This window comes from Streptomyces sp. NPDC023541 (assembly GCF_055559995.1).
Window position 1 is genome coordinate 316,405 of the sequence record NZ_JBVHJO010000004.1, and the last position, 19,743, is coordinate 336,147.

The window sequence follows — 19,743 nt, forward strand, 5'->3', positions numbered from 1 at the left end:
GTCGTTTCCTCTCTCGTGTGGGTCAGGGCGTCATCTCGCAGCGCGGGGCGGCGGCCTCGCCGGCCGCCTCCTCGGCGCCGGCGAGCTGCCGCGCGACCTGGTCCCGTACGTCCGCGAGCCGGCCGATCAGGTCGTCCAGCTCGGCGAGCTTGCGCCGGTAGACGGCGAGCGATGCGGGGCAGGAGTCCCCGGCCGGGTGGCCGGCCCGCAGGCACGCGAGGAACGGCCGGGTCTCTTCCAGTTCGAAGCCGAAGTCCTGGAGGGTGCGGATCTCCCGCAGCAGCCGCAGGTCGTCCTCGTCGTAGGTCCGGTGGCCGTTGTCCGCACGCCGCGCGGGCAGCAGCCCGCGCGCCTCGTAGTACCTGAGCGTCCGGGTGCTGGTCCCGGCCCGTTCCGCCAGTTCGCCGATGCGCATGGCACGACCGTATGCGTTGACGCCGACGTCAAGGCAAGGGGTGCGGAGGGCGGGGCCCTCGCCACCCCCGTATGCGAGGGCCCCACAGGAACCACGTACGGGAGGGGGTTCCGGTTCACATTCCGTGGAGGCCGTGTGAGGGGACTTGCGTCGCGGGGAGTTGGCTGGAACCGTACCCAGTACTGGATCTTCGAGAGCACCGATTACCGGACAGTCGCCGGAAAACTCGCCAAAAGCCCCTTACTTCATAGGACGTTCCTACGAGGTATGGGCTTGTTTGTTTGGTCTGTAGGCGGCGCAGCCCGGCCACTTCTACGGTGTGCGGTGTGCACTCCAGCCCACCATTCAATGCCCCCGCCGCGCGGCGCCTGCGCGCGGCCCTGGGCATGGCTCCCGGACATGTCGCCTACGGCCTGCGCGCCCAGTACGGACTCGTCGTCGCGCCCGAGACGGTGATGGCCTGGGAGCGCGGGGAGATATCGCCGTCGTCCGCCGAGCTCACCGCGCTCGCGGGCGTGCTGTGGTGTGCGCCGGGCGAACTGCTCGCCGAGCCGGTCACCTTGCGGGAGCACCGGATGGCCCGCGGGCTGGGCGCGGACGAACTGGCCCGGCGGATCGGCCTGGAGACGAGCTCCTACCAGAAGATGGAGGACACCGGGCGCTGGAAGGGCAACGAGCGGCAGTCCGCCGCCCTCGCCACGGTGCTCGGGCTGACCCTGGCCCAGTTCGTGACGGCGACCGGCAAGCACGAGGAGCTGGCCGAGCTGCTGCGCAGCGCGGTCACCACCCGCTGGCAGGCGTACGTGAAGCCGCTCGGCAAGCTGCTGCCGATCCCCAAGCACCACCTGGAGCGGGTGGTGGAGCAGCTGCACGGGGACTACCAGTCGCGGATGGTGGCGACGCTCAGCTGGGGCGGCGGCCAGGGCGAGGCCGCCAGCGGGGACGCGGGCCGCGAGTTCCTCACGGGCATCGTGGACCGCTTCTGGCAGCTCGCGGGCGGCGCGGCGTAGCCGGCGTCCGCCCGGAGCGTGCCCCTACGGCAGGGGCGCGTCGACCACTGTGGCGGCGATGCCCCCGGCCGCCAGATCGTGCCTGATCCGGTCGGCGGTCTTCCGGTCGCCCACGAGGACGGTGGGCGGGGCCGGGCACGAGGCGATCGCGGTCTTCAGGTGGCCCAGCGAAGCCTGGTACTCCTTCTCGTCGACCGCGACGGGTCCGCCGACCTTGACGTAGAAGACCTCGTACAGCCCGACCATGCCGCCCCCCTGCTTGGTGAGGATCTGGGCGAGGAAGGTCGACCTGAGGTTGAGGTAGGCGTCGTTGCTGTAGAGGGCGATGACCGGCGACGTGGCCCCGTGCAGGTCGCGCTCGGTGAGGGCGGCGGCGGGCCGGGCGATGTCGGCGCTCCTGGCCTCGCCCCGGGTCCACTTGAGCATGGGGCTGTCGTACCAGGCCGAGGGGTGGCCCCAGCCGGAGGGCACGCCCCACTGGACGCCGCCGAACAGCGCCAGCGCCGCCGCCGTCGCGAGGCCGGAGCGCAGCAGCAGGTCCGCCCGGCGGCGCAGCGCGGTTCCCGCGGTGCTCGCGGCGGCGGGCAGCATCAGCCCGGTCAGGCCGAGCGAGAGCAGGGCGATCACCAGCCCGGCGGCGGTCAGCTTCTCGAAGTAGTACGAGTAGTAGCCGATGGTGGCCTTCTGCCAGGCGCCGAAGCCGCCGATCACCGCGGCCGCGCCGAGCACGACGGCCAGCACCGTCTGCCCGGTGCCCGTCCGGCGGTTCACCGGGAGGGTGGCGGCGACCAGCGCCAGCAGCCCGAGCCCGATGAACACCGGGCGGTCGGGTATGACCATCGGGCCGGCCAGGTTCGAGGTCTTGGCGACGTCCAGTTTCGTGAGGACGGAGAAGACGCTGGGCAGTCCCGCCACGGCGGCGGCGCCGGCGAGTGCCGCGAGGACCGGGGCCCAGCGTCCGGTGAACCGGCGCCGGTGGACGAGCAGCACCGCGGTCAGGGCGAGGCCGACGAGGGCGCCGTAGAGGTTGTAGACGTAGGTGACGGCGATCAGCCCGGCCGCCGCGACGAGGACGAACTCGGCCCTGCCCGTCGCGGGGCGTATCAGCAGGGCCAGGGCCAGGGCCAGGAACAGCAGGCCGATGGTCTCGGAGTCGAAGCCCCGCTCGATCAGCTCCGCCATCGACCCGGACACCACCACCGCGGCGACGGTGGCGCAGACCGCGGCCGCGCGCCAGCCGCGCAGGCGCGGGCCGCCGATCCAGCGGGCGGCCCAGACCAGCGCCCCGCAGAACAGCGCGTAGGCGGCCAGGACGTAGAGGAAGTACCGGTGCGTCATGGCGAGGGCGGAGCCCGCCTGGACCGAGGACGTCACCAGCGCGTCGACCCAGGCCAGCAGGAAGTGGGAGCCCTGCGGGTACACCGCCTCGGACGGGGTCATCATGTACGTCCGGGCGGCGTCCTGGTGCAGGAAGGCGTAGCCGCCGACCTGCCGGATGCCGGTGAAGTACGAGAAGTGCCCCATCCGGTCCTCGGACGTGACGAAGTAGGGCAGCCGGTCGGCGGCGGACTTGCCGGCCACCGGGTGGTGGACGTAGTGCCAGACCACGGCCACGGTGCCGGCGACCAGCGCGTCCGAGCCGCGCAGCCGCAGCGGGATGCGGGGTCGGCGGCGGGCCAGCCAGCCGGAGAGGGAGGCGGTCGTCAGCAGCAGGCCGGCGCCGGGCACGGGGGCCAGGCCCCACGGCCAGACGGAGAAGAGCAGGCCGAGGCCCATCACGGCGCCGCAGAGCAGGAAGGCCGCGACCACGAGGCGGTCGAGCAGCCCGCCGCCCACCCGGATCAGGGCGGCGGTCGTCAGGATCAGGACGGGGAGGAGCAGTACGTCGAGGGCGACCGCGTGGAGCAGCAGCGGCACCGCCCAGGACGCGGCGAGGGCCGCGGCGAGGACGGACGGACTCCGCCGTGGGGCGGGGCCGGTGACCGCGGGTTCAGGTCTGGTCAGGACCGGTTCGGGGGTCAGGACGGCAGAGCTGGTCGCCACGGGAGTGGGTCGCCTTTCCATCGAGTGCGTGCGAACGGAGGACGAGCCCCGGACATGCGGGCCCTCAACGTGCACACGACTCAGCTGACCCATCCCCCCGCCGGGAATGATATCCAGCGGGCCCGGAGCACTCGGCGGGGCCCGTGGCGGCGTGTCGGGGGCCGTCCGCGGCGGGCAGGAAGGACCGACGTCCCGTCCGGGCGGGCGGGCACGGGACGGGACGGGCGGGCGGGGCAGGCGGGCGGGGCAGGCGGGGCCGCGCGGGTCAGAAGACCGACTCGGCCTCGTAGATGCGGTCCTCGGGGACCGTTTTCAGCTCCGTGACCGCGTGGGCGAGGGGGGCCATCACGATGTCGGTGCCGCGCAGGGCGGTCATGTTGCCGAATTCACCGCGGTGGACGGCCTCCACGGCGTGCCAGCCGAAGCGGGTCGCGAGGACGCGGTCGTAGGCGGTGGGGGTGCCGCCGCGCTGGACGTGGCCGAGGATGACCGGGCGGGCCTCCTTGCCCAGGCGGTGCTCCAGCTCGATGGCGAGGCGGTTGCCGATGCCGGCGAAGCGCTCGTGGCCGTAGGCGTCGATCGCGCCCTTCTCGTACGGCATCGAGCCCGCGGCCGGGTGCGCGCCCTCGGCGACGCAGACGACGGCGAACTTCTTGCCGCGGGCGAAGCGTTCTTCGACCATCTTGACCAGGGCGTCCACCTCGAAGGGGCGCTCCGGCAGGCAGATCCCGTGGGCGCCTCCGGCCATGCCGGACTCCAGGGCGATCCAGCCCGCGTGGCGGCCCATGACCTCGACGACCATCACGCGCTGGTGCGACTCGGCGGTGGTCTTGAGGCGGTCGATGGCCTCGGTGGCGACCATGACGGCGGTGTCGAAGCCGAAGGTGCGGTCGGTGGAGGAGATGTCGTTGTCGATGGTCTTCGGTACGCCGACGACCGGCATCCCGGCGTCCGACAGCATCCGGGAGGCGGTCAGGGTGCCTTCGCCGCCGATCGGGATGAGGGCGTCGATGCCGTAGCGGGTGGCCAGCTCCTGCGCGTTCTCGGCGGCCTCGTGGAGCCGGGCCCGCTCCATGCGGGCCGAGCCGAGGATCGTGCCGCCGCGGGCGAGGATGCCGCTGACGGCGTTGATGTCGAGGGGGCGGAAGTGGCCGTCGAGGAGGCCCTTGAAGCCGTCCTCGAAGCCGATGACCTCGTCGCCGTGCCCGACCACCGCGCGGTGTACGACCGACCGGATGACAGCGTTGAGGCCCGGACAGTCGCCGCCCGCGGTGAGAACTCCGATACGCATCGTGCTGTGTCTCCTGCTCCTGGTCGCACCCGGCCGTGTGGGAGGGTGCCTGCTCCGGCCCGTGCACATGTCGGGCGTATTGGTGCCGCCTGTCCGATTGTTCCACGGTCACCGGGCGGGGCGCGCTCCGCACGACTCGCCCCGGAGGGCCTCCCGGCCCGCCGGACCGGGCCTTGGTTCCGTCGGGCGCCCTACCCATTGGCGGAGGTATTGTCAAGAGGTCAAGGCATCCCAACGGGGTCGATCGACTACACCAAGAGACGGAGAGCACGCGTGACGCGCAGCGTGTACGTGACCGGTATCGAGCGGGGGGACGGCCGACAGGTCGTCGAACTCGGGATCATGGAACTCCTGACCCGGCAGACGGGCCGGGTCGGCGTCTACCGACCGCTGCTCCACGACGCACCCGACCGCCTCTTCGACCTCCTCAAGGCCCGCTACCGGATCGACCAGGACGCCTCGACGGCCTACGGGATGGAGTACCGCGAGGCCTCGGCGATCCTGGCCGAGAAGGGCACCGACGAGCTGGTCTCCCAGCTGGTCGACCGCTACCACCGGCTGGCCCGCGACTACGAGGTCGTGCTCGTCCTCGGCACCGACTACGCCGACACCAACCTTCCCGACGAACTGGCGCTCAACGCACGCCTCGCCAACGAGCTGGGTGCGGTCGTCGTCCCCGTGGTGGGCGGCACCAAGCACCCCGCCGAGGCCGTGCGCGCCGAGGCCCGCAACGCCTACCGCGCGTACGAGAGCCTGGGCTGCCACGTCGTCGCGATGGTCGTGAACCGGGTGGCCGCGGAGGACCGCGACCTGATAGCCGAGCGGCTGGCCGCCCGCCTCCCCGTGCCCTGCTACGTGCTGCCGGACGACAAGTCGCTGTCCGCCCCGACCGTCGCCCAGATCACCCGGGCCCTCGGCGGCGAGGTGCTCCTCGGCGACGAGGCGGGCCTGGCCCGCGACGCCCTGGACTTCGTCTTCGGCGGCGCCATGCTGCCGAACTTCCTGAACGCCCTGACCCCCGGTTGCCTGGTGGTGACCCCCGGCGACCGCTCCGACCTCGTCGTCGGCGCGCTGGCCGCGCACACCTCGGGCACCCCGCCGATCGCCGGCGTGCTGCTCACCCTGAACGAGCGCCCGAGCAAGGACGTCCTGACGCTGGCCTCGAAGCTGGCGCCGGGCACGCCCGTGGTGTCGGTGGCCGGCAACAGCTTCCCGACCGCCGCCGAACTGTTCTCGCTGCAGAGCCGGTTGAACTCGGCGACCCCTCGCAAGCTGGAGACCGCGCTCGGCCTCTTCGAGCGGCACGTGGACACCGGCGAGCTGCGCGGCCTGCTCTCGGTGACCCGTTCGGAGCGCGTCACCCCGATGATGTTCGAGCACGAGCTGCTGGAGCGGGCCCGGTCCGAACGCCGCCGCGTCGTGCTGCCCGAGGGCGCCGAGGAGCGCGTGCTGCGCGCCGCGGACGTGGTGCTGCGCCGGGGCGTCTGCGACCTGACCCTGCTGGGCGACGAGCAGGCGATCCTGAAGAAGGCCGGCGACCTCGGCGTCGACATCTCGGCCGCGCAGCTCATCGACCCGGCGACCTCCGCGCTGCGGGAAGGGTTCGCCGAGTACTACGCGCAGGTCCGGGCCCACAAGGGCATGACCGTCGAGCTGGCCCACGACGTGGTCACCGACGTCAACTACTTCGGCACCCTGATGGTCCAGCGCGGCCTGGCCGACGGCATGGTCTCCGGCTCGGTGCACTCCACCGCCGCGACGATCCGCCCGGCCTTCGAGATCATCAAGACGAACGCAGCCGCGCAGAGCGCGTCGAGCAGGGTGGTGGCGGGCGACGGGAGGGCCAAGCCGGAGGCGTCCATCGTCTCCTCGGTCTTCTTCATGTGCCTGGCCGACCGGGTCCTCGTCTACGGCGACTGCGCGGTCAACCCGGACCCGAACGCCGAGCAACTCGCGGACATCGCCGTCCAGTCGGCAGCGACCGCCGCCGCCTTCGGCGTCGAGCCGCGGATCGCGATGCTCTCGTACTCGACCGGCACCTCCGGTTCGGGTGCGGACGTCGACAAGGTGCGCAAGGCCACCGAGATCGTCCGCGAGCAGCGCCCCGACCTGGCCGTCGAGGGCCCGATCCAGTACGACGCGGCCGTGGAGCCCTCGGTGGCCGCGACGAAACTGCCGGGGTCGCAGGTGGCCGGCCGGGCGACGGTGCTGATCTTCCCCGACCTCAACACCGGCAACAACACCTACAAGGCCGTACAGCGGTCGGCGGGCGCGGTCGCGGTCGGCCCGGTGCTCCAGGGCCTGCGCAAGCCCGTCAACGACCTCTCGCGCGGCGCGCTCGTCCAGGACATCGTCACCACCGTGGCCATCACCGCCATCCAGGCGCAGGGCGCGCCGGGTCCGACCGCCACCGCCTGACCCCCTCTCCCTCTCCCTCCCCTCCCCTCCGCCCGCGACAAGGAAAGACCCGCACTGTGACCGCATCGCGCGTACTCGTCCTCAACTCCGGCTCCTCGTCCGTCAAGTACCAGCTCCTGGACATGGCGGACCGGTCGCGTCTGGCCGTCGGCCTGGTCGAGCGCATCGGCGAGGAGACCTCCCGGCTGGCGCACGAGCCGCTCACCGGCCCGGCGGCGGCCGGCGGCAAGCGCGAGCGGACCGGCCCGATCGCGGACCACGGGGCCGCGCTGAAGGCCGTGGCCGCCGAGCTCGCGGCCGACGGGACGGGCCTGGACTCCCCCGAGCTGGCCGCGGTGGGGCACCGGGTGGTGCACGGCGGGACGAGGTTCACCCGGCCCACGGTGATCGACGACGAGGTGCTCGCGGAGATCCGGAACCTGATCCCCCTGGCGCCGCTGCACAATCCGGCGAACGTCACGGGCATCGAGGTGGCGCGCTCGCTGCGCGCGGACATCCCCCAGATCGCCGTCTTCGACACCGCCTTCCACTCGACGATGCCGGAGTACGTGGCGCGGTACGCGATCGACGCCGCGACCGCGGAGGCGTACTCCATCCGGCGGTACGGCTTCCACGGCACCTCCCACGCCTACGTCTCCCGGGCGACGGCGGGGCTGCTCGGCAGGCCGGTGGAGGACGTGAACGTGATCGTGCTGCACCTGGGCAACGGCGCCTCCGCCTCGGCCGTGCGCGGCGGGGTCTGCGTGGAGACGTCCATGGGCATGACCCCGCTGGAGGGGCTGGTCATGGGCACCCGCTCGGGCGACCTCGACCCGGCGGTCGTCTTCCACCTGGCGCGGGTGGGCGGCCTCTCGGTGGATGAGATCGATTCGCTCCTGAACAAGAAGAGCGGTCTGCTGGGCATGTGCGGCGACAACGACATGCGCCAGGTGCTGCGGCGGGCCGGCGAGGGCGACGAGACGGCGCGCCTGGCCTTCGACGCGTACGTCCACCGGCTGAAGAAGTACATCGGTGCCTACTCGGCGGTGCTCGGGCGGGTGGATGCGGTGGCGTTCACGGCCGGGGTCGGCGAGAACGCCCACCAGGTCCGGGAGGCCGCGGTCGACGGCCTGGCCGAGCTGGGCCTGGAGCTGGATCTCGAAGCCAATGCGGCGCGTTCCCCGCAGCCGCGGCTGGTTTCGCCGGATTATGCCCGGGTGGCCGTGGCGGTGGTCCCGACAGATGAGGAACTGGAGATCGCCACCCAGGCGTACGCGCTGGTTACCGAGTAGTCACTTGGACTTTCCACCAGCCGGAATATTCCGCTACGAAACAAACCGATAGGATCCAGTCATGCGCCGTTCCAAAATCGTCTGCACGCTGGGCCCCGCCGTCGACTCGTATGAGCAGCTGAAAGCGCTCATCGAGGCAGGTATGAACGTGGCCCGATTCAACTTCAGCCACGGATCCCAGGCAGAACACCAGGAGCGGTACGACCGCGTCCGGCAGGTCTCCGAGGACACCGGGCGCGCCGTCGGCGTCCTTGCCGACCTCCAGGGCCCGAAGATCCGTCTGGAGACCTTCGCCGAGGGTCCCGTCGAGCTGGTGCGCGGTGACGAGTTCACCATCACCACCGAGGACGTCCCGGGCGACAAGTCCATCTGCGGCACCACCTACAAGGGCCTCCCGGGCGACGTCGCCAAGGGTGACCAGATCCTGATCAACGACGGCAACGTCGAGCTCCGGGTGACGGAGGTCGAGGGCCCGCGGGTCAGGACCATCGTCATCGAGGGCGGTGTCATCTCGGACCACAAGGGCATCAACCTGCCGGGTGCCGCCGTGAACGTCCCCGCCCTGTCGGAGAAGGACGTCGACGACCTCCGCTTCGCCCTGCGGATGGGCTGCGACATGGTCGCCCTGTCCTTCGTCCGCGACGCCAACGACGTCAAGGACGTCCACAAGGTGATGGACGAGGAGGGCCGCCGCGTTCCCGTCATCGCCAAGGTGGAGAAGCCCCAGGCCGTCGAGAACATGGAGGCCGTGGTCGCCGCCTTCGACGCGGTCATGGTGGCCCGCGGCGACCTGGCCGTCGAGTACCCGCTCGAGAAGGTCCCGATGGTCCAGAAGCGGCTCATCGAGATGTGCCGCCGCAACGCCAAGCCGGTGATCGTCGCGACCCAGATGATGGAGTCGATGATCACCAACTCCCGCCCGACGCGCGCGGAGGCGTCCGACGTCGCCAACGCGATCCTCGACGGCGCGGACGCGGTCATGCTCTCGGCCGAGTCCTCGGTCGGCGCCTACCCGATCGAGACCGTCAAGACGATGTCCAAGATCGTCGCGGCGGCCGAGGAGGAGCTCCTCTCCAAGGGCCTCCAGCCGCTGGTCCCGGGCAAGAAGCCGCGCACCCAGGGCGGCTCCGTCGCCCGCGCGGCGTGCGAGATCGCGGACTTCCTGGACGGCCAGGCGCTCATCGCCTTCACCCAGTCCGGGGACACCGCCCGCCGCCTGTCGCGCTACCGCGCCACGCAGCAGATCCTGGCCTTCACCACCGACGTCAACACCCGCAACCAGCTCACACTGAGCTGGGGCGTCGAGTCGTACATCGTCCCGCACGTGGACACCACCGACGCGATGGTCGACCTGGTGGACGGCGAGCTGCTCAAGCTGGGCCGCTACAACGACGGCGACACCATGATCATCACGGCCGGCTCGCCCCCCGGCGTCCCGGGCACCACCAACATGGTCCGGGTCCACCACCTGGGCGGCGTCGCCCGCGACTGACGTCGCCGCGCCGCACCCGACTCTGCCGCACAGAGACCGAGGGCGGCACCCCGCAGTGATGCGGGGTGCCGCCCTCGGTGCGTGCGGCGGTGCGGGGACTACTCCGGCGGTCCGATGTAGTTCTTCAGGCCCGGGACCGTGAGCGTCCCGCCGAACTGTGCCGCCTGGACGACCTGGACGTCCGTGAAGAAGGCGAACGGGACGTTCAGCGGCGGCGGGCTGTTCGGGGTGAACTCGATCGGGATCAGACCGAACAGCTTCCCCTTGAGGCTCTCGGTGTACATCGTCACCGTGCCGCCGCGGATCTTGGACGTGGAGCCCGGACGGGACTTCAGGTGGGCGACGTTCCCGTCCTTGCCGACCGTCTGGTAGAGGTCCTTGATGTCCAGCGAGTCCGCCGTGAACTTCAAGACCTTCTTGATCTTGCCGCTGGCGGTCTTCACCTCGACGATGCCGTGGTAGTCCAGGCCGTAGAGGGTCAGCAGGGAGCTGTCGAGGTACCAGGGCTGGTCCGGCAGGAGCGGGATGCCCTTCTCCAGCTCGGCGTTGGCGAGGGCCTCGGCGTCGTAGGTCGGGCAGGGGAAGGGTTCCTTCCCGTCCGGGTCCTTCTTCGCCTCGTCCTTGCCGGCCTTGTCCTCGTCGCCCTCGTCCTTGGGCGTCTCGTCCTTGGGCTTCCCGACGGTGTCCTTGACCGCGTCGGGCAGTTCCTCGACCTTGGCACCCGCCTGCTTGGCGGCCTCCCGGATCGCGTCCGCGGCCGGGTCGGGAGCCGGAGTCGGCTCGGCCGTCGTGGACGGCGTGGCCGTGGGTGCCGGGGTCGCCCCGGTGTCCTTGAGCGGCTGGCCGAGCCCGTCGACGAGGTCCTTGAGCTTGTCTCCCACGCCCAGCGGGTCCAGCGGGTTCGCGGACGTGGTCGGCGCCGGCGTGGTGGCCGCCGGGGCCGGGGCGTTCGCCGACGGGGACTTGGCCGCCTCCGGGGAGGCGCTCGGCTTCGGCTTCGCGGCCGTGGACGGTGCGGGCGACGCGCTCGGCGAGGCGCTCGGCGAGGCCGTCTTCGAGGGCGTGGGGGACGGGGATTTCGACTCGGTCTCCGCCGGCTCGTCGGACCGCGTCACACACGGTCCGGGCGCGAAGGGGATCTCCTTGTCGTCGGCCACGGCCAGTTTGGGCGCCATGCCCATCCCGACGAACACGGCCGTCGGCATCGCCGCCAGCGCCATGGTCTTGCCGACGGGTATCTGGATCTTGTTCAGCAGCGACTTTCTGGGCGCCGCGTGGCGCGGGCCCTTCCTCTCACGGGAATCTGCGCCCGGGGCCACTGCCCGCTGCGTCTCGTCACCCCGCACTGTTCCTCCCGCCATCGGCGTGGGCAGTCGTCTCGCTCGCGTGTGCCGTCTCCGTCTCGCGGGGGCCCGGGATACCCGGGAAACCCGCCATCGCCTCCGACTTGGACAGGGCGACGGCGGCCGGCGGCTGGTCCGCCGGCTCCTCGTCCACCGGCTGTCCGGGGGCCCACGACAGCGCCAGGGCGCCGCCGATGAGGGAGCAGATGAAGCCCATCCCGAATCCGCCGAGGTTGGAGACCGGCAGGGACACCAGCGCCAGCAGGATCGAGGCGACGCCGGCGAAGACGCGGATGGTCTGCTGGAACCAGAGGGCCAGGCCCAGCGTGATGAGCAGTACACCGATGATCAGTGCGCCCGCGCCGCCGGTGGTGGCCATGGCGAGACTGACGTTGCCCAACCGGAGGTCCGCATACGGGAAGTACGCGATCGGGAAGCCACCGAGGAGCGTGAACAGCCCGGCCCAGAAGGGACGGCGACCGCGCCAGGCGCGGAAGTGGTAGTACACCACGGTGAGCCAGGCGTCGTCTTCTGCGCGAACGTAAACCGGGGCCTGGGGGTTCATGGACAACAGCTCCCTGGAAACGGTGGTACGGAGAACTCTGTGGAGCCCGGACGGGCGGGCGGCAGCGGCCGCCGGCGCCCGCCCGTCCGGTCATTCACCGGGACGGACTCAGTCCTTGCTGTCCTGGTAGCACGGCTTGTCGCCGCCGAGCAGACGCAGCTTCAGGTCGGGCAGCTTGAACGTGCCGGCCGTGGTCGCCCACGCCTTCTGGCGCACGTTGGTCAGGATCGCCTTGTCGGCGCGCTGCGAGAACGCGTACGGGCTGGCGACCGTGCCGGCCTGCGGCTTGGTCTTGTGGTTCGGGTCGCCGACCGCGACACCGATGTCCAGGTTCTTGAACTCGGCGTCGGTGTCGAGCTCCGCAACATCCAGGTAGATGTTGTCGGCGACGGCCGGCTTGCCCTTGTGGCCGGTGCGCAGCTGGAGCGTGATGTTGCCCATCGGCGTCGGGGTCACCAGCGACTGGCACATGTTGGTGATCTCGGCGTGGCTGAACCCGGAGATCGTCACCGGGTGGTGCTGCGCATTGCCCTTGAGGTCGTGCCCCTCGGCGATGCCGCCGTACTGGATGAGGTTGTCACCGTCGAGCTTGTCGGCCGAGACCTTGAAGTCCTGGCCGGAGACGCTGAAGGACGCCGCGAGGGCACCCTGCGCCAGACCCACACCGACCGCGGCCGTGGCCGCGATGCTCGGCACCATGACGAGCGCGAAGCGCTTCCATCTGGTCCCGCCACGAACCTGAGAACTCATTTCGTTCCTCCTTCTCGGACGTACATCTCCGGTCCGGGCCGTGCCCGTCCTGGGATGGGAGAAGTGCTACGTCCTCGGGAAGGAGCGCAGGCGGCCGGGCCGCGGCCGTGCCACGTCCGATACACCGGCGTTCACCCCCGAGCGACAACCACTTGGCCACGCGTTCGCGCAACCTGGAGGACAGGCTCCGCCGTGTGGCAGAGACCCCCCTGTCCCACGGCCGGTGCCACTGCCACCGGCCGGCCCGGTGGGGACCCTCCACCGCGGCTCCGAGTGAGCGGCTCTGCGGGAAGGACCGAGCGTCGCCGATCGTGGTCCATTCCCGGCCGGGGCACAAGGGGGTTCGTTACTGGCGGGTAACGGCCAGATAACCTGAATGCTGCCTGTAACCGTCCGTCGGCAACGCAGGGTGCCACGAGGGGCCCTGACAGAACGGCGAAATGGTGAACACACCGGACAGTTCACGGGGTTCGATTTACTGCGAGTAACAGCGGCCGCGATTGCCAAGTTTTGGCAAAGTGCGGCCGCTGTTTATCTGCGTGTCAACAAACGGCGGCGGCCCGACGACGTCCGGAACCCTTCGCGGGACCGGCACGGAGCGGCTGCGGAGCCGATCCGGAGCCGGTCTAGAAGAGCACGCGCGCCAGCGCCGTCCGCGCCGCCGCCACCCTCGGATCGTCGGCGCCGATGACCTCGAACAGTTCCAGCAGCCGCAGCCGCACCGCATCCCGATCGTCACCGAACGTGACCTTCACGGCGTCCACCAGACGGCCGAAGGCGTCCTCCACGTGGCCGCCGACCAGGTCGAGGTCGGCCGCGGCGATCTGCGCCGCCGGATCGCGCGGGTTCTCGGCCGCGGCGGTGCGCACCTCCTGCGGGTTCATGTGCTGGACCCGGGCGAGCAGCTCGGCCTGGGCGAGGCCCAGCTTGGCCTCGGTGTTGCTCGGGTCGTCCGCGAGTACGTTCTTGTACGCCTGCACCGCGCCGCCCAGGTCACCGGCGTCCAGTGCGACGACGGCCGCTTCCAGCAACGCGTCGTACGGACCGGCCGGGACCTCGGTCTCGACGGGCCCGGCGGCCCCTTCGGCGCTCGGGTCCACCTCGATACCGATGATCCCGAAGCGCTCCTCGGCGACCTGGACCAGCTGGGCGAGGGTTTCACGGATCTGCTGCTCGGGGGCGACGCCCTGGAACAGCGGCAGCACCTGACCGGCGACCACGGCGAAGACGGCCGGGATGCCCTGGATCTGGAACTGCTGCATCAGCATCTGGTTGGCGTCGACGTCCACCTTGGCCAGCACGAGGCGGCCGTTCGCCTCGGTGACCAGGCGCTCCAGGAGCGGGCTGAGCTGCTTGCACGGCTGGCACCACTCGGCCCAGAAGTCCAGGACGACCGGGACTTCCGCGGAGAGTTGGAGCACATCACGTTCGAAGCCGGCCTCGTCTACGTCGACGACGAGCGCGGACGGCGGAACGGCGCCGGCGGACGGGGCGGCCCCGCCGCCCTGGCTCGCCTGACGGGCCGCCTCGGCACGGGCCTGCTCGGCCTTGGCCTTGGCCTCGCCGGCCGCCTTCACCGCGGCGAGGTCGACGACGCCGCTCATGGACATGTTTCTGGGCTGCATGCGTACATCCTCCCCCGTGTGCGCGCGCCGACGAAAAAGATCGCCTGAATTGGCCGTACCGTCGTGCCGGTGTTGCCGGTCGGCGCCGGGTCCCCACCTGGCGCCTGTAGCTCTTCGCGTGGTTGTCGCTCTTACGCTACGAGCCGTAGCGTAACTCCCCCGGAGGCCCGGGGCGCCCCTGCCGCGCGAGTGATCTGAACCACAGCGGCCCGTTCGGCTACCGACGGGTATGGTCTCGGCCATGCGCAACCCCAGCCCCGGCCGCACCGGTCGCCCCCGCAGCGCGGCCGCGGATGCCGCCATCCTCGCCGCCACCCGGGCCGCGCTGGTCGAGCTGGGCTGGTCGAAGCTGACGATGGGCGACGTCTCGGCCCGCGCGGGCGTCGCCAAGACCACCCTGTACCGGCGCTGGGCGGGCAAGAGCGAGCTGGTCGTGGACGCCGTCGCGGAACTCTTCGACTCCCTGGAACTTCCGGACCGGGGCTCCCTGGAAGCCGACATCGAGTACGTGGTCCTGCGCTTCGCGGAGCTGCTGCGGCGCCCGGAGGCCCGTACGGCCCTGATGGCGGTCGTCTCCGAGTCCACCCGGGACGAGGCCCTGCGTGACCGGATCCGGTCGGCGATCGTCGACCGGCAGAAACGTCTCGTCGTACTGGGTCGCGAACGGGCCCAGGCCCGCGGCGAACTCCCCCACGAGGAGGACGAGTTCCTGGCGGGCCGCACCACGGACCTGATCTTCGACGTGATCGCGGGCACCGTCGTGCACCGCGCCCTGGTGAGCTCGGAACCGGTGGACGAGCTCTGGGTGGCCGCCTTCACCGCGCTGCTGATGCACGGCCTCCGCGGGCCGTCCGCCGTCGTCTGAGCCGCCGCCCGAAACCCGCGCGCCCCTGCCGCCGCGCCGTCAGAAGGTCCATTCCCCTGCGCGGCGCCGGGATTCCAGGACCTGTGCCGCCAGCGCGGCCGCCCGCGGGTTCTCCCCCGGCCAGGGCCGCCGGCGGCCGGGCCAGCTCGCCCAGCGCAGCGCGTCGGCCTCCTCCTCGGGCCGCAGGCCGGCCGCGACGAGCGCGCCGCGGGCCACTTGGGCCCCGGCCGTGCGGTAGCCGATGTCCCGGGCGTCCGGCCAGTACACGCCGCCGCCGGTGATCAGGACCGCTGCCTCGACCCCGTCCAGTCCGAGCTCGATCCCGTCCCGCACCGCCGCGAGGAACTCGGCGGGCAGCCTCTCCTGCGGAGCCAGGTTCAGGATCTCCGTACCGGCGGGCCCCGGCGGCTCGAAGTCGGCCACGACGTAGGCGTAATGGCCGCCGCAGCCTCCCCTGTTCATCACCACGCGCGCGCTCACGCCCCGTACGGGCACAGGAAGGCCGGTCACGCCCCCACCGTAACGGGGTTGGCACGACCGGCCTCCACGGACCCGGAGGTCCCGGGTCAGAAGCCCGGGGGCTCGGTGTAGACGCCCCACTCGTCGCGCAGCGCGTTGCAGATCTCGCCCAGCGTGGCTTCGGCGCGCACCGCGTCCAGCATGGCGGGGATCATGTTCGACCCGTCACGGGCGGCGTCCAGCATGGCCTTCAGGGCCGCGGTGACCTCGGCGTCGTCGCGGCGCTCCTTGCGGTCGGCGAGCACGCGGACCTGCTCGCGCTCCACCTCGTGGCTGACCCGCAGGATCTCCAGGTCACCGGTGACCGACCCGTGGTGGACGTTGACGCCGACGACCCGCTTGTCGCCCTTCTCCAGCGAGCGCTGGTACTGGAAGGCGGACTCGGCGATCTCGCCGGTGAACCAGCCGTCCTCGATGCCGCGCAGGATGCCCGAGGTGATCGGCCCGATCGGGTGCCGGCCGTCCGGGTGGGCGCGCAGGCCGCGCTCCTTGATCTGCTCGAAGATCTTCTCGGCGTCGGCCTCGATGCGGTCGGTGAGCTGCTCCACGAACCAGGAGCCGCCCAGCGGGTCCGCCACGTTGGCGACGCCGGTCTCCTCCATCAGCACCTGCTGGGTGCGCAGGGCGATCTCGGCGGCCTGCTCGCTCGGCAGCGCGAGCGTCTCGTCGAGGGCGTTGGTGTGCAGCGAGTTGGTGCCGCCGAGGACGGCCGCGAGGGCCTCAACGGCGGTGCGTACGACGTTGTTGTAGGGCTGCTGCGCGGTGAGGGAGACGCCGGCGGTCTGCGTGTGGAACCGCAGCCACATCGACTTCTCGCTCTTGGCCCCGTAGACCTCCTTCATCCAGCGCGCCCAAATCCGGCGTGCCGCGCGGAACTTGGCGATCTCCTCGAAGAAGTCGAGGTGCGCGTCGAAGAAGAAGGACAGGCCGGAGGCGAAGTGGTCCACGTCCAGGCCGCGGGAGAGGCCCAGCTCCACGTACCCGAAGCCGTCGGCGAGGGTGTAGGCGAGCTCCTGCGCGGCCGTGGCCCCGGCCTCGCGGATGTGGTAGCCGGAGACGGAGAGCGGCTTGTAGGCAGGGATGCCCCTCGCGCAGTACTCCATGAGGTCGCCGATGAGGCGAAGGTGCGGCTCGGGCTCGAAGAGCCACTCCTTCTGGGCGATGTACTCCTTGAAGATGTCCGTCTGGAGCGTGCCGTTCAGGACGGCGGGGTCCACGCCCTGGCGCTCGGCGGCGACGAGGTACATGCAGAAGGCGGGCACGGCGGGGCCCGAGATGGTCATCGACGTCGTGACGTCGCCGAGGGGGATGTCCTTGAAGAGGACCTCCATGTCGGCGGCCGAGTCGATGGCGACGCCGCAGTGGCCGACCTCGCCGAGCGAGCGGGGGTCGTCGGAGTCGCGCCCCATGAGGGTCGGCATGTCGAAGGCCACGGAGAGCCCGCCGCCACCGGCGGCCAGGATCATCTTGTAGCGCTCGTTCGTCTGCTCGGCGTTGCCGAAGCCGGCGAACTGGCGGATGGTCCAGGTCCGGCCGCGGTAGCCGGTGGCGTGCAGACCGCGGGTGTACGGGTACTCCCCCGGCCAGCCGATCCGCTCGAAGCCCTCGTACGCGTCGCCGGGCCGGGGCCCGTAGACCGGCTCGACCTCGTCCCCGGAGAGCGTGGTGAAGTCTGCCTCGCGCTTGCGGGCCTTGTCATAACGGGCCTGCCAGCGACGGCGGCCCTCCTCGATGGCGTCAGCGTCCATACCCATGAATTTACTAGGACGTCCTAGTAAATGTCGATGGCAAACCCCCGGGGACTCGCCCCGGGGGTGGGTGACGCTCGCCTCGTATCAGGCCCGGGCGGTCGCGAGGGAGTCGCTGACCAGCGGCTCGACCTCGGCACGCACCTTGCGCTCGACGAAGAACGCGGCCAGCGGAATCGTGCCCGACACGAGCACCCAGAGCAGCTTCCCGAAGGTCCACTTGGCCTTGGACCCCAGGTCGAAGGCGAAGACCAGGTAGATCATGAAGAGCACACCGTGGGCCTGCGACACGAAGAAGGTCAGTTCGGCGCCGGTGCCGAAGCCGTACTTCGCCACCATGCAGGCGCAGAGGATCAGGAGCATGACCGCGGTCACGTAGGCCATGACGCGGTAGCGGGTCAGCACGCTTCGTTTCATGCGGACGAGCCTAACCGTCCGTTTTGCTCGATCTTGACGCGGCCCCGGGATCGCGGCACGGGCCCGATCGGCGACGCACGCGCCCAGGTCGTGTCGTCAACGTCCCGCCCGGCCGGCCTTCGGGCGGCCGACGCCGCTTCGACGACACTCCCTAGGACTCCTCGAAGTCCGCGGCGGCCACCCGCAGCGGGCGGAGCAGGGCGAAGATCTCCCCGCACTCCTCGGCGTCGTACGCGCCCAGGCCGAAGTCGATGGCCATCAGGTCCTTCGTGGCGGCCTCGACGACCTCCCGGCCCTTCTCCGTGATGGAGGCGAGGGTGCCGCGGCCGTCGTTCGGGTTGGGCCGCTTGGCGACCAGCCCGGACTTCACCAGCCGGTCGACGGTGTTGGTCACCGAGGTCGGGTGGACCATCAGCCGCTCGCCGATCTTCGACATCGGCAGCTCGCCCGCCTTGGAGAAGGTGAGCAGCACCAGGGCCTCGTAGCGCGCGAAGGTCAGCCCGTACGGCTTGACGACCGCGTCGACCTCGCCGAGCAGGATCTGGTGGGCGCGCATGATCGAGGTGATCGCGGCCATCGACGGCACGGGCCCCCACCGCTGTCGCCAGAGCTCGTCTGCGCGGGCGATGGGGTCGAAGGGAAGGCTGAGCGGCTTGGGCACGCGTCCGACCCTACCGGGAGGTCACTTCCCGGCGCGGGGCGTCTCATCCCTCAGTCGCTCCTCCTGCCGGACGGCGGACCGCAGTTCGGCCAGGAGCGCCAGCACGACGGCGGTGCCGAGCACCCCGGACCCGGTGACGACCACGTGCACCGGGAAGAACTCGGCCGCCAGCCCGGCCAGGGCCATGCCGACTCCCTGGAGGGTCATCAGGCCGGTGCTGAGCAGGGTCATCGCCCGGCCGCGCAGTTCGTCGGGGACGGCCTCCACGTACCACTGGTCCAGCCCCAGGGTGTGGGCGTGGGCCAGCCCGGCGAGCAGCAGCGCGAGCAGGGCGAGGGGCACGCCCGGCCGGCCGGCGTAGAGGAGGAACGGCAGCAGGCCGGCGGCGGCCAGCGGGGCGACGATCCGCGAACGCGTCCGGGCGTTGAGCGCGGAGCCCGCCCAGAGCTCGCCTGCGATGGTGCCGACGGGCATGGCGCACATCATCAGTCCGAGGACGGCGGTTCCGGCGCCGATGCCGTCGGCGTACGCGGCGAGCAGCGCCTCGGGGACGACGAGGAAGACGGGCGGCAGCCAGAACAGCAGGGTGAGCGCCCGCAGCCGGCGCCGGCCCAGGACGGCCCGCATGCCGGCGAGCGGTGAGGTGCGGACGGCCGCCCGTGCGGGGCGGCCGCGGGTGCCCAGCCGCAGCAGGAGGGCCGAGCCGAGGAACCCGGCGGCGGTCAGCGCGAGGGCGCCGCGCGGGGCGAGCACGGTGAGCAGCAGCCCGCCGAGTCCGAAACCGATGAGCTGGGCGCTCTGGGCGACCAGGCGCAGCAGCGAGCGGCCCAGGACGTACGCCTCGCCCGCGCCGAGGATGTCGGGGAGGGAGGCGTTGCGCGTGCCCTGGAAGAGGGGTGCGACGAAGGCCATCGCGCAGCGCAGGACGAGGAGGGCGGCGACGGGGGTGGCGGGGAGCACCATGGCCGCGGCGCAAGCGGCGCAGACGAGGTCGCACGTGACGAGCACCCGCCGGGCGGGCAGGCGGTCGGCGATCCCGGCGAGCAGCGTGCCGCCGAGGACGTAGGGGAGGAAGCCGAGCGCGAAGGTGAGCGCGCTCATCAGGGGTGATCCGGTGAGGCGGTAGACGAGGACGGAGAGGGAGATCTCGGCGACGACCAGGCCGAGTACGGACATCAGGTGTGCGGCGAAGACGGCCGGGAATTCCGGGGTCCGCAACACGGTGCGGTAGTCGGCGGAGCCCGCTCGGGCCGTGGCGGGGGTGACGGTTGCCATGACGGCAGCGTCGGGGACCTAGGCTGGCCGGCGTA

At 71.5% G+C, this 19,743-nt stretch carries 17 protein-coding genes; 5 read left to right on the forward strand and 12 right to left on the reverse strand.

Translation table 11 applies throughout. From position 1 onward, the window contains the following. Positions 1–22: 22 nt before the first annotated feature. Positions 23–415 (reverse strand): MerR family transcriptional regulator, encoded by a 393-nt coding sequence (locus ACZ3X1_RS11945; protein WP_362624775.1) that lies wholly within the window; start codon positions 413–415, stop codon positions 23–25. A 386-nt stretch (positions 416–801) separates the two neighbouring features. Here ACZ3X1_RS11945 and ACZ3X1_RS11950 point away from each other — a divergent pair, with 386 nt between their 5' ends. Further along, positions 802–1,425 (forward strand): helix-turn-helix domain-containing protein, encoded by a 624-nt coding sequence (locus tag ACZ3X1_RS11950; protein WP_356810699.1) that lies wholly within the window; start codon positions 802–804, stop codon positions 1,423–1,425. A gap of 24 nt (positions 1,426–1,449) precedes the next feature. On the opposite strand, the gene ACZ3X1_RS11955 is transcribed toward ACZ3X1_RS11950, so the two are convergent. Together ACZ3X1_RS11955 and ACZ3X1_RS11960 are read right to left on the reverse strand one after the other, a co-directional pair. Then, complete coding sequence (locus ACZ3X1_RS11955; RefSeq protein WP_467278974.1) at positions 1,450–3,468, reverse strand: hypothetical protein; 2,019 nt, start codon at positions 3,466–3,468, stop codon at positions 1,450–1,452. A gap of 265 nt (positions 3,469–3,733) precedes the next feature. Then, the gene (locus ACZ3X1_RS11960) at positions 3,734–4,759 is read right to left on the reverse strand and encodes an ATP-dependent 6-phosphofructokinase (protein ID WP_356810638.1); all 1,026 of its coding nucleotides are present in this window, start codon (positions 4,757–4,759) and stop codon (positions 3,734–3,736) included. A 273-nt stretch (positions 4,760–5,032) separates the two neighbouring features. On the opposite strand from ACZ3X1_RS11960, the gene pta reads away from it, so the two are divergent. From pta to pyk, 3 genes are all read left to right on the forward strand, one after another. Further along, positions 5,033–7,177: a phosphate acetyltransferase gene (gene pta, locus ACZ3X1_RS11965; protein ID WP_467278976.1), complete on the forward strand. Its 2,145-nt coding sequence runs from the start codon at positions 5,033–5,035 to the stop codon at positions 7,175–7,177. A gap of 56 nt (positions 7,178–7,233) precedes the next feature. After that, a complete protein-coding gene (locus ACZ3X1_RS11970; RefSeq protein ID WP_356810636.1) occupies positions 7,234–8,448 on the forward strand; it encodes an acetate kinase in 1,215 nt (404 codons plus the stop codon). 61 nt (positions 8,449–8,509) lie between these two features. Then, entirely contained in the window at positions 8,510–9,940 is a 1,431-nt protein-coding gene (pyk, locus tag ACZ3X1_RS11975; RefSeq protein WP_356810635.1) for a pyruvate kinase, read from the forward strand. Between the two features lie 98 nt (positions 9,941–10,038). Here the strand turns inward: pyk and ACZ3X1_RS11980 are convergent, their stop codons facing one another. The 4 genes from ACZ3X1_RS11980 to ACZ3X1_RS11995 all read right to left on the reverse strand — a co-directional run bounded on the left by ACZ3X1_RS11980 (position 10,039) and on the right by ACZ3X1_RS11995 (position 14,223). Then, complete coding sequence (locus tag ACZ3X1_RS11980; RefSeq protein ID WP_356810634.1) at positions 10,039–11,286, reverse strand: hypothetical protein; 1,248 nt, start codon at positions 11,284–11,286, stop codon at positions 10,039–10,041. Continuing rightward, on the reverse strand, positions 11,276–11,848 hold the full coding sequence (locus ACZ3X1_RS11985; RefSeq protein ID WP_356810633.1) for a DUF6114 domain-containing protein: 573 nt from the start codon (positions 11,846–11,848) through the stop codon (positions 11,276–11,278). Before ACZ3X1_RS11985 ends, ACZ3X1_RS11980 begins: the two co-directional genes overlap by 11 nt. A 108-nt stretch (positions 11,849–11,956) precedes the next feature. Continuing rightward, positions 11,957–12,598, reverse strand: a complete 642-nt coding sequence (locus ACZ3X1_RS11990; RefSeq protein ID WP_356810632.1) for a DUF6230 family protein — start codon at positions 12,596–12,598, stop codon at positions 11,957–11,959. A gap of 626 nt (positions 12,599–13,224) precedes the next feature. Continuing rightward, complete coding sequence (locus ACZ3X1_RS11995; protein ID WP_467278981.1) at positions 13,225–14,223, reverse strand: tetratricopeptide repeat protein; 999 nt, start codon at positions 14,221–14,223, stop codon at positions 13,225–13,227. Between the two features lie 241 nt (positions 14,224–14,464). On the opposite strand from ACZ3X1_RS11995, the gene ACZ3X1_RS12000 reads away from it, so the two are divergent. After that, positions 14,465–15,088: a TetR/AcrR family transcriptional regulator gene (locus tag ACZ3X1_RS12000; protein WP_356810630.1), complete on the forward strand. Its 624-nt coding sequence runs from the start codon at positions 14,465–14,467 to the stop codon at positions 15,086–15,088. A 39-nt stretch (positions 15,089–15,127) separates the two neighbouring features. On the opposite strand, the gene ACZ3X1_RS12005 is transcribed toward ACZ3X1_RS12000, so the two are convergent. From ACZ3X1_RS12005 to ACZ3X1_RS12025, 5 genes are all read right to left on the reverse strand, one after another. Beyond that, positions 15,128–15,598: a hypothetical protein gene (locus ACZ3X1_RS12005; RefSeq protein ID WP_362624796.1), complete on the reverse strand. Its 471-nt coding sequence runs from the start codon at positions 15,596–15,598 to the stop codon at positions 15,128–15,130. 56 nt (positions 15,599–15,654) lie between these two features. Next, complete coding sequence (locus tag ACZ3X1_RS12010; RefSeq protein ID WP_356810628.1) at positions 15,655–17,355, reverse strand: acyl-CoA mutase large subunit family protein; 1,701 nt, start codon at positions 17,353–17,355, stop codon at positions 15,655–15,657. An 87-nt stretch (positions 17,356–17,442) separates the two neighbouring features. Then, positions 17,443–17,772, reverse strand: coding sequence for a DUF3817 domain-containing protein (locus tag ACZ3X1_RS12015; RefSeq protein ID WP_356810627.1), 330 nt, complete (start codon positions 17,770–17,772; stop codon positions 17,443–17,445). 151 nt (positions 17,773–17,923) lie between these two features. Continuing rightward, complete coding sequence (locus ACZ3X1_RS12020) at positions 17,924–18,433, reverse strand: MarR family winged helix-turn-helix transcriptional regulator (RefSeq protein ID WP_362624798.1); 510 nt, start codon at positions 18,431–18,433, stop codon at positions 17,924–17,926. 21 nt (positions 18,434–18,454) lie between these two features. Further along, positions 18,455–19,708: an MFS transporter gene (locus ACZ3X1_RS12025; RefSeq protein WP_467278986.1), complete on the reverse strand. Its 1,254-nt coding sequence runs from the start codon at positions 19,706–19,708 to the stop codon at positions 18,455–18,457. Between the last annotated feature and the right edge of the window lie 35 nt (positions 19,709–19,743).

Coding starts and splice junctions, on each gene's coding strand:
- ACZ3X1_RS11950 (WP_356810699.1), top strand. CDS start 802: ATGGCTCCCGGACATGTCGCCTACGGCCTGCGCGCCCAGTACGGACTC.
- ACZ3X1_RS12025 (WP_467278986.1), bottom strand. CDS start 19,708: ATGGCAACCGTCACCCCCGCCACGGCCCGAGCGGGCTCCGCCGACTAC.
- ACZ3X1_RS12015 (WP_356810627.1), bottom strand. CDS start 17,772: ATGAAACGAAGCGTGCTGACCCGCTACCGCGTCATGGCCTACGTGACC.
- ACZ3X1_RS11960 (WP_356810638.1), bottom strand. CDS start 4,759: ATGCGTATCGGAGTTCTCACCGCGGGCGGCGACTGTCCGGGCCTCAAC.
- ACZ3X1_RS12010 (WP_356810628.1), bottom strand. CDS start 17,355: ATGGACGCTGACGCCATCGAGGAGGGCCGCCGTCGCTGGCAGGCCCGT.
- ACZ3X1_RS11995 (WP_467278981.1), bottom strand. CDS start 14,223: ATGCAGCCCAGAAACATGTCCATGAGCGGCGTCGTCGACCTCGCCGCG.
- ACZ3X1_RS11945 (WP_362624775.1), bottom strand. CDS start 415: ATGCGCATCGGCGAACTGGCGGAACGGGCCGGGACCAGCACCCGGACG.
- ACZ3X1_RS11985 (WP_356810633.1), bottom strand. CDS start 11,848: ATGAACCCCCAGGCCCCGGTTTACGTTCGCGCAGAAGACGACGCCTGG.
- pyk (WP_356810635.1), top strand. CDS start 8,510: ATGCGCCGTTCCAAAATCGTCTGCACGCTGGGCCCCGCCGTCGACTCG.
- ACZ3X1_RS12000 (WP_356810630.1), top strand. CDS start 14,465: ATGCGCAACCCCAGCCCCGGCCGCACCGGTCGCCCCCGCAGCGCGGCC.
- ACZ3X1_RS11990 (WP_356810632.1), bottom strand. CDS start 12,598: ATGAGTTCTCAGGTTCGTGGCGGGACCAGATGGAAGCGCTTCGCGCTC.